This is a genomic window from Corynebacterium sp. MSK041 (genome assembly GCF_030232265.1).
Classification (GTDB): Bacteria; Actinomycetota; Actinomycetes; order Mycobacteriales; family Mycobacteriaceae; genus Corynebacterium.
This window is the reverse complement of record NZ_JASPJK010000001.1, coordinates 171,225-184,702: the sequence shown is the minus strand read 5'-3', so window position 1 is coordinate 184,702 and position 13,478 is coordinate 171,225. Positions and strand designations below refer to the sequence as shown.

At 61.0% G+C, this 13,478-nt stretch carries 12 protein-coding genes and 1 pseudogene; 9 read left to right on the top strand and 4 right to left on the bottom strand.

Going from position 1 to position 13,478, the window contains the following annotated elements:
• The first annotated feature begins 84 nt into the window (after nucleotides 1-84).
• The 4 genes from QP968_RS00990 to QP968_RS00975 all read left to right on the top strand — a co-directional run bounded on the left by QP968_RS00990 (nucleotide 85) and on the right by QP968_RS00975 (nucleotide 4,068).
• Complete coding sequence (locus QP968_RS00990; RefSeq protein WP_284854474.1) at nucleotides 85-1,419, top strand: 3-oxoacyl-ACP reductase; 1,335 nt, start codon at nucleotides 85-87, stop codon at nucleotides 1,417-1,419.
• A 5-nt stretch (nucleotides 1,420-1,424) separates the two neighbouring features.
• Complete coding sequence (locus QP968_RS00985) at nucleotides 1,425-2,585, top strand: MaoC/PaaZ C-terminal domain-containing protein (protein WP_284854473.1); 1,161 nt, start codon at nucleotides 1,425-1,427, stop codon at nucleotides 2,583-2,585.
• Between the two features lie 106 nt (nucleotides 2,586-2,691).
• Nucleotides 2,692-3,480 (top strand): DUF4191 domain-containing protein, encoded by a 789-nt coding sequence (locus QP968_RS00980; protein WP_284854472.1) that lies wholly within the window; start codon nucleotides 2,692-2,694, stop codon nucleotides 3,478-3,480.
• 258 nt (nucleotides 3,481-3,738) lie between these two features.
• Nucleotides 3,739-4,068 (top strand): threonine/serine exporter family protein, encoded by a 330-nt coding sequence (locus tag QP968_RS00975; protein WP_284854471.1) that lies wholly within the window; start codon nucleotides 3,739-3,741, stop codon nucleotides 4,066-4,068.
• Nucleotides 4,069-4,076: 8 nt separating this feature from the next.
• Here the strand turns inward: QP968_RS00975 and QP968_RS00970 are convergent, their stop codons facing one another.
• Entirely contained in the window at nucleotides 4,077-4,526 is a 450-nt protein-coding gene (locus QP968_RS00970) for an RDD family protein (RefSeq protein ID WP_284854470.1), read from the bottom strand.
• A gap of 141 nt (nucleotides 4,527-4,667) precedes the next feature.
• Between QP968_RS00970 and glnA the strand changes: the two genes are divergently transcribed.
• A complete protein-coding gene (gene glnA, locus QP968_RS00965; RefSeq protein WP_502870898.1) occupies nucleotides 4,668-6,077 on the top strand; it encodes a type I glutamate--ammonia ligase in 1,410 nt (469 codons plus the stop codon).
• 204 nt (nucleotides 6,078-6,281) lie between these two features.
• Here glnA and QP968_RS00960 read toward each other — a convergent pair whose 3' ends face one another.
• The 3 genes from QP968_RS00960 to QP968_RS00950 all read right to left on the bottom strand — a co-directional run bounded on the left by QP968_RS00960 (nucleotide 6,282) and on the right by QP968_RS00950 (nucleotide 10,153).
• Nucleotides 6,282-8,054, bottom strand: coding sequence for a hypothetical protein (locus tag QP968_RS00960; RefSeq protein ID WP_284854468.1), 1,773 nt, complete (start codon nucleotides 8,052-8,054; stop codon nucleotides 6,282-6,284).
• 48 nt (nucleotides 8,055-8,102) lie between these two features.
• The gene (locus tag QP968_RS00955; protein ID WP_284854467.1) at nucleotides 8,103-9,065 is read right to left on the bottom strand and encodes a site-specific integrase; all 963 of its coding nucleotides are present in this window, start codon (nucleotides 9,063-9,065) and stop codon (nucleotides 8,103-8,105) included.
• 110 nt (nucleotides 9,066-9,175) lie between these two features.
• Nucleotides 9,176-10,153, bottom strand: coding sequence for a site-specific integrase (locus QP968_RS00950; RefSeq protein ID WP_284854466.1), 978 nt, complete (start codon nucleotides 10,151-10,153; stop codon nucleotides 9,176-9,178).
• Between the two features lie 63 nt (nucleotides 10,154-10,216).
• Between QP968_RS00950 and QP968_RS00945 the strand changes: the two genes are divergently transcribed.
• From QP968_RS00945 to QP968_RS00925, 4 genes and pseudogenes are all read left to right on the top strand, one after another.
• Nucleotides 10,217-10,513, top strand: coding sequence for a helix-turn-helix domain-containing protein (locus QP968_RS00945; protein ID WP_284854464.1), 297 nt, complete (start codon nucleotides 10,217-10,219; stop codon nucleotides 10,511-10,513).
• Between the two features lie 121 nt (nucleotides 10,514-10,634).
• On the top strand, nucleotides 10,635-10,994 hold the full coding sequence (locus QP968_RS00940; RefSeq protein WP_110333021.1) for a VOC family protein: 360 nt from the start codon (nucleotides 10,635-10,637) through the stop codon (nucleotides 10,992-10,994).
• A 103-nt stretch (nucleotides 10,995-11,097) separates the two neighbouring features.
• A complete protein-coding gene (locus tag QP968_RS00935; protein ID WP_256005228.1) occupies nucleotides 11,098-11,463 on the top strand; it encodes a helix-turn-helix domain-containing protein in 366 nt (121 codons plus the stop codon).
• 15 nt (nucleotides 11,464-11,478) lie between these two features.
• Nucleotides 11,479-13,476, top strand: a pseudogene (locus QP968_RS00925) (site-specific DNA-methyltransferase).
• The last annotated feature ends 2 nt before the right edge of the window (nucleotides 13,477-13,478 follow it).

Here is a 13,478-nt window from a genome sequence, read left to right as displayed (position 1 = left end):
TATAATAGTATCCGACACAGAGCTACCGCTTTGAAAGCGGTGCGCGCTGCAGACAAGAATGCCTATCTATATAAGGAGAAAATAGTGGCATCTAAAGGCCTCCTCGAACAGTTCATCAACTCCCCCGCCGCGGCAAAGCTGGGCGTCCCGCAGGGTTACCCGCTGCGTCGCTACAAGCAGGGCGAGCCACTTCTGCACGGCCCCGTCGTGGTTGGCGGCAATGGTCGCCTGGTGGAGCAGCTCACCACACTCCTCGAGGGCCCATACAAGCTCCTGAAGGCTGAAGCTGATACGAAGCGCGCGGGCATTGTGTTTGACGCGACCTCCCTGTCCAAGCCGGAGGAGCTGGAGGAGCTGTACGCCTTCTTCCACCCGCAGCTGAAGAAGGTCCTGGACAACGCTCGCATCGTGGTCATTGGCACCACGCCGGAGCTTATCGACGATGCTGATGCACGCATCACCGCCCGCTCCCTCGAAGGCTTCACTCGTTCCCTGGCGAAGGAAATGCGGAAGTCCGCCACTGTCCAGCTGGTGTACGTGGATCCGTCCATCGATGGCTCCAAGATTGACAAGGTGGAGTCCACCCTGCGCTTCCTCCTGTCTGGCAAGTCTGCCTACGTTGACGCACAGGTCATCCGCATCACCCCGGCTGACGTTCAGTTGCCCCAAAATTGGGACAAGCCACTTGAGGGCCGTCTCGCTGTTGTGACCGGCGCTGCTCGCGGTATTGGTGCAACCATCGCCGAAACCCTGGCACGTGACGGCGCAAAGGTCATCTGCGTGGATATCCCGCAAGCAGGCGAAGGTCTGGCGGAGACCGCCAACAAGGTCAAGGGCACTGCCCTCCCGCTCGACGTGACGGATCCGAAGGCTGCCGAAGAGATCATCAAACACGCCCAGGACCGCTACGGCCGCAAGATTGACACCATCGTCCACAATGCAGGCGTGACCCGCGACAAGCTGCTGGTCAACATGGATGAGGGCCGCTGGAACATGGTTCAGAACATCAACCTTGTTGCACCGGTGCGCATCACCGAGGCTCTGCTTGAGGCTGATGCTTTTGCTGACACCCCAGCCATCATCGGTGTGTCCTCCATGGCTGGCATTGCCGGTAACCGCGGCCAGACCAACTACGCCACCACCAAGGCTGGTGTCGTTGGTTTCGTCGACGCACTGGCCGAGAAGGTCGCTGCCCTGGGCGGCTCCATCAACGCTGTTGCACCGGGCTTCATTGAAACCGACATGACCGCAGCTATGCCGTTCGGCCCGCGTGAGGTTGGCCGCCGCCTGAACTCCCTCAACCAGGGTGGTCGCCCAGTTGACGTCGCTGAGACCGTCGCGTTCTTCTCCGCACCGTCCTCCGTGGCAGTCAACGGCAACACCGTCCGCGTCTGTGGCCAGAACCTCCTGGGGGCGTAAGCATTATGAGCGAGAAATCCCCCAAGGACACCGCGAAAGACTTGAAGAAGAAGGCTGAAGAGATCGCCGACAAGGTAGAAGACACGGTCGAAGACGCCTTCGAAGATGCGAAGGACGCCATCGAGGAACTCGCCGACAAGGTCGAGGACAAGGTCAAAGACGCTGTCGACGACGTGAAGAGCAAGGCCAAGGAGGCAAAGGCCGCGAAGGCTGAAGCTCCCAAGGCTGAGCCAATCAAGGCTACCGGTGAGCGTCAGTTTGAGAAGCTGAAGCAGATCCCGGATCTGTCCGCGATCAACCGGAAGATCTTCCTCAGCGCCGTCCCTGGCCTCGGTGGTACCCGCGAAGCAAAGCAGGATCCGACGTCGGCGATTGAGGTGGACGGGGTGACCGTCGATAAGCAAAATCTTGCTGATTACGCGCAAGCGACTGGCCTGCGTCTGAGCAATGAGTTGCCGCCGACCTACTTCTTCGTGCTTGGCTTCCCGCTGACCATGGAGCTGCTCTCCCGCCCGGACTTCCCGTTCCCGGCGGTGGGTGCGGTGCACATCTCCAACGTCATCGAGCAGACTCGCCCACTCACTGTGGATGAGACGTTCAGCGTGCGCGCGTACGCGACGAATGTTCGTCCGCACCGTCGTGGCCTGCTTGTGGACGTCATCACGGAGGTCACCCCCGAAGGCGAATCCGCACCGGTATGGAAGCAGACCTCGAGCTTCCTGGGCATGGGCGCGAAGTTTGCCAAGTCCGCGGACACTTCTGTGACCACCCGGGCGGAAGATTCCGGCAAGGTTCTGCCACCCGCTGAGCTGCCGGAGTTCAAGCCGAACGCGCGCTTCCGTTGGACCCGCAGCGACGTCAACGCGTACGTTAAGGCGTCCAACGACCACAACCCGATTCACACCTCCAACATCGGCGCCAAGCTGTTCGGTTTCCCGGCAGTGATCGCGCACGGCATGCTCTCCGCAGCATCCGTGCTGGCACCGCTGGAAGGCAAGCTACCGCCGGCACTGCGCTACTCCGTGGAGTTTGTAAAGCCCGTGGTCATACCGGCCTCCGTGGCGCTGTGGACCACCGAGCAAGCTGATGGATCCTACGACATCCAGCTGCGTAGCTCCTCCAAGCCGGAGAAGCTGCACCTCAACGGTGAGGTCGCTCCGCTCTAAGCCCGGCTCCCTTCTCCGCTCACCCCGCGTCTAAATACGGCGCGGGGTTTCCCTTTGAGCGAGTGCCAGTTCGAAAGGCCCAGTGCTGGTGGGTAGTCTTGTGGGCATGGCTAAGGACAAAAACGAACGCGCCCTTGAGGCAGCCGCAAAGAAGGAACAGCGCGCCGCTAAGCGCTCCAAGCGTAAGCAGACGCGCTCGCAGGTGTGGCAGGCCTTTAACATGCAGCGCAAGCGGGACAAGATGCTCATCCCGATCATGCTGCTGGCCATTGTTGGTGTGGCCCTCGCGTTCTTCCTCATTGGTCTGTTGTTCAACGGCCAGTGGTTCATGCTGGTTCCGGGCATCGGCTTCGGTTTCTTGTTAGCTATGTTCCTGTTCACCCGCCGCCTTGAAAGCTCTATGTATGAGGAGATCGGTGACACGCCGGGTGCTGCCGGTTGGACGCTGGAGAACATGCGTAACTCCATGGGCATCGTCTGGCTGACTAAAACAGCGGTGGCGGCTAACACGAACATGGACACGGTCCACCGCGTGGTGGGTAACCCAGGCGTCATCCTCGTGGGCGAAGGTGACCCGAAGCGTTTGAAGCCGCTCATGGATAAGGAGCGCAAGCGCGTTGACCGCCTGCTCGCCGGTGTGCCGATCCATGAGGTGTACGTCGGTTCCGGCGAAGGTCAGGTGCCCCCACAGAAGCTGCAGCGCCACCTGCTCAAGCTGCCGAAGAACTACCAGAAGAATGACGTGTACGCCTTCAACGCCAAGCTGGATGCCATGGACAACGTCCGTGGCGGACAGCGCGCAGGATTGCCCAAGGGGCCAATGCCCCACCAGGCGCAAAACATGGCGGGCATGAACCGCCGGATGCGCCGCATGCAGCAGCGTCAAGGTAAATAGCGCGCAGGCCTCGCAGGGGTACGCCACCTGGCCTAGAGTGAGGAATCTGTGAGGCAGAACCAACACTCCAACATGGCCGCGGAGGCCACGGCCACCCTGCGTTAATGCCTCGCGGATTGAGGCTTTGGAGTCCGGCTCACACGGGATCCTGCAGGAGTATCACACCGCCGAAGAGATTGATGCATACCTCGACTGGGGCGAGAGTATCCCCTCACCGCGCTGGGGAATTGTCACCAGCATGCTCGCGGCGGGGCTTGCGTGCGTGGGTTTCTTGCTGCGTTCCTCGCAGCACTGTTCATCGGCGTCGTGGGGAGCGTGGCTGGTCGCGCTGCCCGAATCCCCCGTGTCAGCGTGACTATTCCGGCATCAGTGGTGATGATCCCGAGGCCAGCAATTTATGCCTCCGTGTACAACTTTGCGCTCGGTGAAACTGCGTTGGCACTAACAAGGATGACCGATGTGGTTCTTGTCGTCCTTTACATCGGTGGTGGGCTCGCCATTGCTCGCATGATTACGGATAAGACCTGGGCATTCGCGCACCACATTGACTTCAACAAGAAACTCGGCGGGACACATCATCCTCGCTGATCAGCCTATTATCTGCTCATAATCACTGTCGTGCCCGTGGCACGGTCGTGCATCCCGCGACCATTCTCATCCACGATTGCTGCTGGGAAGACGAAGCCAGTGAGGACGGTGCGCAGCGCGGCGCGCCAGAGGCCGACGGTGTGGCCGGGTTCGTCGATACGCGCAATGCCCATGCCCAGAATGGCCATGCCTGGCGTGCGAGCAAACAACCAGCCGGTGATGATGCCCAGCACCACCCACAGCAAGTAGGTCAACGTCGCTGTTCCGCCGAAAGCGTGGGTGTACATGGAAATGAATCCGGCTAGACCCCAGCAGATAAACCAATCAATGAGGACTCCAATGGCACGGCGCATCACGCTTGCCTGCGCACCAGGGCCTGATTCCGGAAGGCCCAGGTTTTGGCCCGGCCACTCCTGTGGGGCGTAGGGGTAGGCAGCATCGCGAGCATTATTCGGCATGACCTCACGATAGTGCACTTTTTGCCAAGCTCGAAAGCGTTTGCGCGGGGAAATGAAAAATCAATGTACGATCGAAAAAAGAGCACACGATCTGTATTCAAGGAGTATCCACCCGTGGCCTTCGACAACATCCAAGACACCATGAAGTACATCAAGGATGAGGAGGTCGAGTTTGTAGATGTCCGCTTCACGGACGTGCCGGGAACCGAGCATCACTTCTCCATTCCTGCATCCATGTTTGATGAGGACGTCGTAGAAGAAGGTTTGGCGTTCGACGGCTCGTCGATTCGTGGCTTTACGACGATTGAGGAATCCGACATGATCCTCATGCCGGACCTTGCCACCGCCCAGATCGATCCTTTCCGCAAGGCGAAGACCCTGAACGTGAAGTTCTTTGTGAACGACCCGTTCACCCACGAAGCGTTCTCCCGCGACCCGCGCAATGTGGCCCGCAAAGCTGAAGAGTACCTGGATTCCACCGGCATCGCCGATACCTGCTTCTTCGGCGCTGAGGCTGAGTTCTACCTCTTCGACTCCGTGCGTTACTCCTCCGAACCGCACCGCGCTTTCTACGAGGTTGATTCCATCGAAGGCTGGTGGAACCGCGACCGTGAGGCTGAGCTCGATGGCTCCCCGAACCTGGGATACAAGACCCGCATGAAGGGTGGCTACTTCCCTGTCCCGCCGTACGACAAGACGCTGGATGTGCGCGATGACATGACGCTGAAACTGGCTGAGGCTGGTTTTGAGATTGAGCGCTTCCACCACGAAGTCGGTTCCGGCGGCCAGCAGGAAATCAACTACAAGTTCAACACCCTCCTGCACGCGGCGGATGATCTGCAGACCTTCAAGTACATCATCAAAAACACCGCTCAGCAGTGGGGCAAGACCGCAACGTTCATGCCGAAGCCCCTGGCTAATGAGGCTGGCTCCGGTATGCACGCCCACCAGTCCCTGTGGAAGGACGGCAAGCCGCTCTTCTACGACGAGTCTGGCTACGGTGGCCTGTCCGACATTGCCCGCTGGTACATCGGCGGCATCCTGCACCACGCTGGCGCTGTCCTGGCCTTTACCAACCCGACGCTGAACTCCTACCACCGTCTCGTCCCTGGCTTTGAGGCTCCCATCAACCTGGTATATTCCCAGCGCAACCGCTCCGCCGCCATCCGCATCCCGATCACGGGCTCCAACCCGAAGGCAAAGCGCATCGAGTTCCGCGCCCCGGACCCGAGCGGCAACCCGTACCTGGGCTTCGCGGCCATGATGATGGCGGGCCTGGACGGTGTGAAAAACCGCATCGAGCCACACGAGCCAGTGGACAAGGACCTCTACGAGCTCCCACCGGAGGAAGCCAAGTCCATCCCGCAGGCACCGACCTCCCTCGAGGCATCCCTCGCCGCACTCGAAGAGGACCACGAGTTCCTCACCGAAGGCGACGTCTTCACCGAAGACCTCATCGAGACCTACATCAAGCTCAAGCACGACCGCGAGATCGCCCCGTCCCGCCTCGGCCCGACGCCGCTGGAGTACGAGCTGTACTTCGACGTTTAAAGCTCACGGGACTTTTGCGTAACTGACCTGGTGTTATTTGCGAAACTGGTCAGAAACAGCAATCCCCCGGTATCCAACATGGAAACCGGGGGTTTCGCCGTTGCTGGCCGTGGAATCGGGGGCGGGTTTTGGGACGAACCGGGCTATTTTCAGTACCTAGCCAGCACTTCGAGACCGTGGCCTTAGTGGGCGACGGTCCTGGTCTTAAGCGGCCGTGTGGCCTGGCTGTGGCGGAGCGTTGGGTCCGGCAATGGAGATAAAGTCCACCGCCTGTTTCTTCCACGGTTTGCCACCGCCCGGATTTGTCGGTGGCGGAGTGATAAGCCCGTCACGAAGGCGGCGCTGGTAGTTGATGTAAAGACGAACATTCGATGCCACTACCGCCAGCACAGTACGCAGCGCCACGCCGTTAAAACCACGCATGGCCTTCTTGGTTCTATCCCCTGTGCCAAGGTGCGACTCGCCCTTGATAAACGCGTTCGCCGCCTCATTCCTTGCACGGTAGGGCTTGTACAGCGCCCGCCACTCGTCGGTGTAGGCAGCAGGTCCTTGCTGGTGGTACTTGTTAAAGCGCGTGGCGTCTGGGTCGTTGACACCTACGGAGACAGACTTTTGACGGCACACATCACCGCATGACTTTTGGCTTGGTACCTGACGCGCCGACAATGGAAGCGCCGGGTTGCCGACAGCACCTTTTCGCGCCGCGTTCTTTTTCGCCTGCTCGTCGTTTTTACGCAGCGGGCACGCCACCTTGCCAGATAATGCGGGACACGAAAACCGCACGGTGCCGTCTTTTTCGACTTCCTTAATGTCGAGTTGCAACCGCTTGCGCTGTGCTAGTGCTTGCGCAAACTGTTCCTCTGTAATGTGTCCTTTATCGAACTCGCCTTTTGGGTCGAGTAGGTCCTTGCGCTTGGCAATCGCCGGGCAATACCCAGTGCCGTCCACCAGCGTTACGCCACGATATGCAGCAGACACGCCCTTGGCTTCGGGCCTGTCTGGTACTTCACCGACCAATTTCCAGCCCTTCTCCCTCATAGGAACCTGGTAGTGCTCGGCCTTCGCCAGCGGATAATAGGCCATATCAGTGACAGCGTAGCGCCGGGGCAGGTTCGTCCTTTCCAAGTGGGCCAGCGCCACACGAGCGTTGTAGCCCGGCTTGTAGCCCGGCCTATCCAACGACAACCCAACCACCGGCGCTGGCAGGGTTGTGCCGAACTCACCACCGACAGCAACAACGGCGGTGGCCTCAAACGCCCAGGCAGACTTCTTGATGTTCTCAACACCGCTAACACCATCGCCCTTGTGGTCGCCATTGCGGATATACCACCCTGCTTCCGGCGTAGACGGTTCACGGCGAGAACGAGCGGTGCGCCCGTAGCCGGTGACTTCAATTGGTGTGCCGTCAATGGCAATATCCCCGTCCCAGCCGTCAAACATGTTCTCGTTGAGGACCTTCGCACTCGCCAGTGCCAGCATGGACATGAAAATCGAGGTACGCGCGTGGCGCGACGCCACAAACTCGGGGTCCCGACTGGCCTCAAGTTCGGCGTATTCTTCCTTGGTCAACCGGCGCCAGTGTGGGGTTTCCGGGAACGGGTCAATCACGTCGCGCACGCGGTATCGCAGGGTCCGCCAGAGCCGGTCGTACCACGTGGTCGCAGTGCGAGAGTCCCACTTGCGCAGGTCAATGTCGAGGGCATTCCACGCCTTGCCGTCGAGACGGTAGCGCAGAATCTCGGAGGCCTCACGCACATACATGGGCTTGCCCAGCAGTGCCGGGAGAATGAACAGAATCAACGCGGCGCGCACCGGAATGTGCGCGGGTCGGCCACCCAGGCCACGCCCGGCGCGGTCCGCGCTATCCCATTCGGCTAGTTGCTCAACCACACCGGAGGTGTCCACCACGTCGGTTGCAATTTTCAGCATATCGAGCGAAATGGTGCCCTCGTAGGTTGCCGGGTTGTGCGTTGTCATGGTGTTCACCTCCCTCGGTTGTGTGGTTCGTCCCTGGTCTGTGTTCGGTTATTCGGCGATGCGGAGGCTTGGGTACGGCGTTCGCCGCAGCAGCGCACGCGCCTGCTCGGCTGGCACCTCGGCGGTGTGGTACCACCGCGCGTAGTGCTGTAGGTCCGTCAGTCCCGCTGCCTGGCAGACCACGGCCTCGGGCACGTTGTGGTGGAGGTGGCCGACAATCCACGTTGTGCGCAGCCGCCGCGTATCCAGTGCCACCGCGTGCGGTTTGCCAATACGGCCAAGAATCGCGGCCACGGACTCCGTGGTGGCGTGTGCGCGGTTAGGCCAAAGCACCAACCCGTTCGTCCCAGCACCGCCCGCCGCGTCGCGCACAACCTGTTCCCACTCGGCTAACACCGGTACCTCACGCGGCGCGGTGTCGCGGTAGCCGTGGGCGGTGATGGTGACACCGCCGTCGCTGTGGACGGTGACGTCGCGCCCGCGCAGTCGTGCCATTTCACCGGCGCGAAGCCCGGCACCTAACCCCAGCGCGAGCGTGAGCGTGGCACCGGCGCGCTGGTAGTCAGTGGACAGCCCCTGTGCCCACTGGCGCAGGAAGTCCTGCTCCTGCTCGGTGTACGGCGCGTCTGGTGCCTTGTAGCCGTACTTGGTGGTGCGGTCGTCAAACGGCCAGTTCGGGTTGAGTTCGCGGCCCAGTCGGTACAGCAGGGACCGGCGCACGCCCTTGGCCCTGTCGGTCAATCCGGTCTGCGAGACGACGTATTCCACCACCAGCGGGTCGAACACGTCCGCGTAGGTCAGTTCCCCACCGACCTGGTTGAGTGTCACGTGTGCTGCCTGTGCCACCGCCAGCATGGTTAATCGCAGCGTGGCCCGGTCCGGTTCGGTTGGTATCACGTGTTCGAGGGTCACGGACTGCGTGAAGTCGCGGACCTGTACCCAGTCGTCCTTGTTCATCGAGCGCGGTGTGTAGTGCAGCGCCGCGTCGCGTAGTTCGTCCCTAGTTCCCATGTTGGTCACTCCCCTTGCCCTGCAACGTTTCTTAAAAGAAACACTACACGGCAACCCCGACGCCGGACGAACTACTCGAACACCGATTAGAACATGCCTGCTCAACGGGGTCATTTGCCAACCTCCCCTGTGTCGGAGACCACGCGAAGGTGCCCATAACCGGGCCGCGTGTGGCCCTCCAACGGCGGGACGACAATGCCGGAGCAGTCGGCGTCGAATCGCAAGGCCACAATCGCGGCCCGGCAAATCTGCGCGTAGTTCGAGCGCGGTTCCAACTCGGCAACCTCCACCCCATCGCGCAACTGCATGACCACCCACGTGTCAATGAGCCTTGTCGGTTTCGGGTCGAACCCGAGTGGCTGCATGTTTGTAAATGGAAACGCCTGGCTGGCACCATTGACCCCACGCTCGTACAGACTCGCCACGGCCGCACGTGCTTCGGGACGAACCGGGACCTGCTCGCCGTCCACGCGCACGAACTCGCCGTGCGAGTCGAGGTCGCTGGTCCTAAGTGCTCTACGCTGCGAGGTCCGCAAGCCCGCGCCGATGGTCAGTGCCACCGCAAACGTGGCCCGCTCGCGGCTCTGTGTCGTCGGTGCGACTTCCAACCAGTCACAGACCTTGCGCAACTCGTCCGGCGAAAGCGGCCGCGACTCTGGCACAGTCTTGTGGACCTGAAACGGTCGTGTTCGCGGCAGTTCCGACAACTCGCGTGCCGCCATGCGCGGGTCCGGCGATGTCCACGCCCAACACAACCGAAGCAGGGAGCGCTCGTGCCGCGACGCTGGGTGTTCTCGCACTTGTTCGGCCACCCACCAGTCCACGAGGTCGTGGCCAAACAGGTCGTGTACGTCGCCCTCATTGACACTGCCCCAGACCTGCTTCACGCTGGTCAAATAGCGCGCAAGCAAACCACCGACGGTTTGCAACCGCTTGCGGGTATCAATCCCCCGTACTGGTCCGTCATGCCCGAAGGCCACACCACACAGCAGCACGTGCTGTGTCACCTCGGCCACATCATCGGTGACCTTGTTGCGCCGTGGCCGGTAACGACGGGCCTGTTGTTCCAGGGTTCCTAGTTCTGACATACTCGCACCCGATTCGGCGTGTTGGCAGTCGTTTTCGTGTCCCCCGAGGCATAATCAGTGGCCGTGCCAGAGTCACCGAAGTCACCCCGCGCCCTGTACCCGGCATGGCCGCATGACGAGCACGTGACCAACCCCGCCCACGAGGTCGTACAGCGCTTTGCCCGCGCTGTGGAACGGCTGACACTACAGACCTCGACAAGTGATGTGGCACGCAAGTGCAACGTGCCGGTAGCCACCGTGTCGAGCGTAGTACGCGGCGCTGCGTGGCCGAGCACGCTCACACTTGCCAAGTTGGAGCACGGCACCAACACGCGCCTGTGGAGGGTTCGGGAGAAGAAACTTCGCATACCTCCACAGTGACCACCGAGCCGCGAGATAACTAGCACACACGACCACCTTCCGGCGAGCCGGAAAGCATTGTGCTACATAACTGACCTATCCTGGGTTTCACCCACGGCCCCGACACTCAAATAAGGAAAACATGAACCGCGAAACCGTCTTTATCATCTACGTATCAGACATAGACACCTCCGTCGGTTTCTATAGCGACCTACTCGAACTAAAGACCGACTTCGTCTCTCCGCGTTATGTGACGTTCTCATTGGGCGATGGTGTGTCGCTCGCGTTGTGGACCGGCAACGCAGACGCCCTGGAGGGAGCGGTAGGACGCACATCGGAAGTGTGCATGAACGTTCCGGCCGCCCAGGTATCCTCCGTGTTCGAGCGATGGAAAGAGCAGGGAGTCACCATTGTCCGCGAACCGTACGAGGAAGTTTTCGGTACTACATTCGTAGCGACCGACCCGGACGGCAATCTCCTCCGAGTAGCACCAATCGACTAGAGCAACGCAGCCCCGCCCAACGCAGCGGGGTTTTCTCTTGCCCACAGCCACGCCACAACCGCCACCCCGTTTCTTTCGGGACACGAGCGGTAGTGTTGGGGACATGACGGAAACCAAGCCAACTCACGGGCGCGCGGCACGGCAAAAACCACGCGCGCTGTACCCCGCATGGCCCGAGGACCCCGCCGCCATTGGTGCGCACGCGCTGGTGCAGGTGTTCGTGCGCAACCTGGCCGCATACGTGAACGAACAAGCAGGCCACGGCGTATCCCAGGCCGAACTGGCTCGCCGCGCCGACGTCGCCAAAGCCACCTTGAGCAAGGTACTACGCGGCGAAGTATGGCCCGATTCTGTCACCGTCGCCCGCTTCGAGCACCTGGCTGGCCGACGGCTGTGGAACGGGCCGATTTCCGTCACGTCCCCCGAACTGTCCTCCCCCGCCCGCTCCGGCGACACCGATACCGACTAAGCGAGAACAACCACAATGTCTAAGCAGAAACTCGAAATTACGTGGCACAACAAGGACAAGGCGCTCATTCCCACCACGCGCGGCCGCTACGGCTACACGTGGGTGGACCCGACGGACCCGCGCTACTGCCAGACCAACTTCCTTGAGTACGGCGACGTGGTACGCGGTGAACAACAGCCCAAGTAAGAGGGACGAACCTACTCCGAGCGCGCGGACCTGGACCCGCAAGACGACAACCTGCTTATCCTGGGCGAGTCCGGCGACGTACTCGAAGCGTTGACCCGCGTGCCGGAATTGGCAGACAAGTACGTCGGCCAAGTCAAGTGTGTCTACATCGACCCGCCGTTCAACACCGCGCAGACCTTCGCTAACTACGAGGACAACCTAGAGCACTCAATCTGGTTGACCATGATGAGAGATAGGCTGCTGCACCTCAAGAAACTGCTGTCCGACGACGGTTCCATCTGGGTCCACCTCGACGACGTGGAAAACCACCGTATGCGCATGTTGATGGACGAGGTGTTCGGGGCGGCGAACTTCGTGGCGGAAGTGGTGTGGCAGAAAACGTACTCCCCGCGCAATGACTCCAAGGGAATACCTGCTGTAACCGACGTGATTTTGGTGTATTCCAAGGGCGGGTTCGTCCCTAACCGGCTGGCGCGAACAGCGGAGATGAACTCCATCTACAAAAACCCCGACAATGACCCACGTGGCCCCTGGACGAGTGATAACGCTAATGCACCGGGCGCGGCAACCCACCTGGGCATGATTTACGGTATCCAACACCCCATCACCGGCGAGATGATGTACCCGTCCAAAGGAAATTGCTGGCGATACTCACAGGACAAGATGTTGGATATTTTCTCCGGCTGGGGGCCGTACGAACGCGGCGAGATTACCGACGAAGAAATTGCGGCCCAGCAGGAAATTGCAGGACACACCGTGCAAGCACGTACCGATGTACCACCGCTTGTCATGCGTGATTGGGAGACGAACCGCAAGCAAGCGGAGCAGCGATACAAGGAGGGAAACTGGCCCCAGTTCTACCCAACACGCGGTGGAACGGGTGGGTTTAGGCGCAAGACCTACCTCAAGGACGTGGACACAGGACGACTTGCGACGAACTTCCTGCCCCATAGCGAGGTCGGCCACACCGACACCGCCGCGAAGGAAATTCGCGCCCTGTTCCCCGGCACTGCCGCGTTCGCCACGCCGAAGCCGGAGCGTCTGCTAGAGCGCATTATCCACATCGCCACGGACCCTGGCGACATTGTGTTGGACGTGTTCGCCGGGTCCGGTACAACGGCGGCGGTGGCGCAGAAGATGGGCAGGCGTTGGGTGACGTGTGAGTTGGTGGAGGACACCTTCAACCGCTTTACCCGGCCACGGTTGGAGAAGGTGGTACGCGGCGAGGACTTAGGCGGTATCACGGTGACGAAGGGCGAGCGCGTGGACGCGAGCGCCGACGGGTTGCCGGAGGGGCTAACACCGGAGGACGCGCAGAAACTCACGTCGCTGCTGAACAAGGCAATGAGGGACGAACCGGAGTTGAAAAAGTCTGCGGACCTACGCGCGGTGAAGCAACTAGTCAAGACGAAGAAGGCACCGGACACAGTCAACTGGCGCGGCGGTGGCGGGTTTACTGTGGCGCGGTTGTCGGAGCCGTGTTTCGACGTGGACGAGGACACCGGCACCACCATGCTCACCGACCACGCCACCGCTGCGAACCTGGCGCGTGCTGTCGCCGCGCACCTGCGGTTTGCCATGACCCCGGACCACCCGGTGTTCGCGGCGAAGCGCGCCAACATGTACCTCACCGTGACCCGCCAGCCGGTCACGACCGAGTTCATTGACGAGATTCTTGGCTACGTTGCAGAAGATGAAGCGGTCACAGTCGCGGCCACGTCGGCGTCACCCGAGGTCGCGGAGTACCTGGCGAAGAAATGCCGCGGGTCCCGTGTGATTGTCATACCGGACGGGCTGTTTCTCACCACACTGTCGGACAAGGCGTAAAG

Excerpts from the sequence above, each read along its gene's own strand:
- QP968_RS00935 (WP_256005228.1), top strand. The coding sequence starts at position 11,098 with ATGACGGAAACCAAGCCAACTCACGGGCGCGCGGCACGGCAAAAACCA.
- QP968_RS00940 (WP_110333021.1), top strand. The coding sequence starts at position 10,635 with ATGAACCGCGAAACCGTCTTTATCATCTACGTATCAGACATAGACACC.
- QP968_RS00985 (WP_284854473.1), top strand. The coding sequence starts at position 1,425 with ATGAGCGAGAAATCCCCCAAGGACACCGCGAAAGACTTGAAGAAGAAG.
- QP968_RS00980 (WP_284854472.1), top strand. The coding sequence starts at position 2,692 with ATGGCTAAGGACAAAAACGAACGCGCCCTTGAGGCAGCCGCAAAGAAG.
- QP968_RS00955 (WP_284854467.1), bottom strand. The coding sequence starts at position 9,065 with ATGGGAACTAGGGACGAACTACGCGACGCGGCGCTGCACTACACACCG.
- QP968_RS00970 (WP_284854470.1), bottom strand. The coding sequence starts at position 4,526 with ATGCCGAATAATGCTCGCGATGCTGCCTACCCCTACGCCCCACAGGAG.
- glnA (WP_502870898.1), top strand. The coding sequence starts at position 4,668 with ATGAAGTACATCAAGGATGAGGAGGTCGAGTTTGTAGATGTCCGCTTC.
- QP968_RS00950 (WP_284854466.1), bottom strand. The coding sequence starts at position 10,153 with ATGTCAGAACTAGGAACCCTGGAACAACAGGCCCGTCGTTACCGGCCA.
- QP968_RS00960 (WP_284854468.1), bottom strand. The coding sequence starts at position 8,054 with ATGACAACGCACAACCCGGCAACCTACGAGGGCACCATTTCGCTCGAT.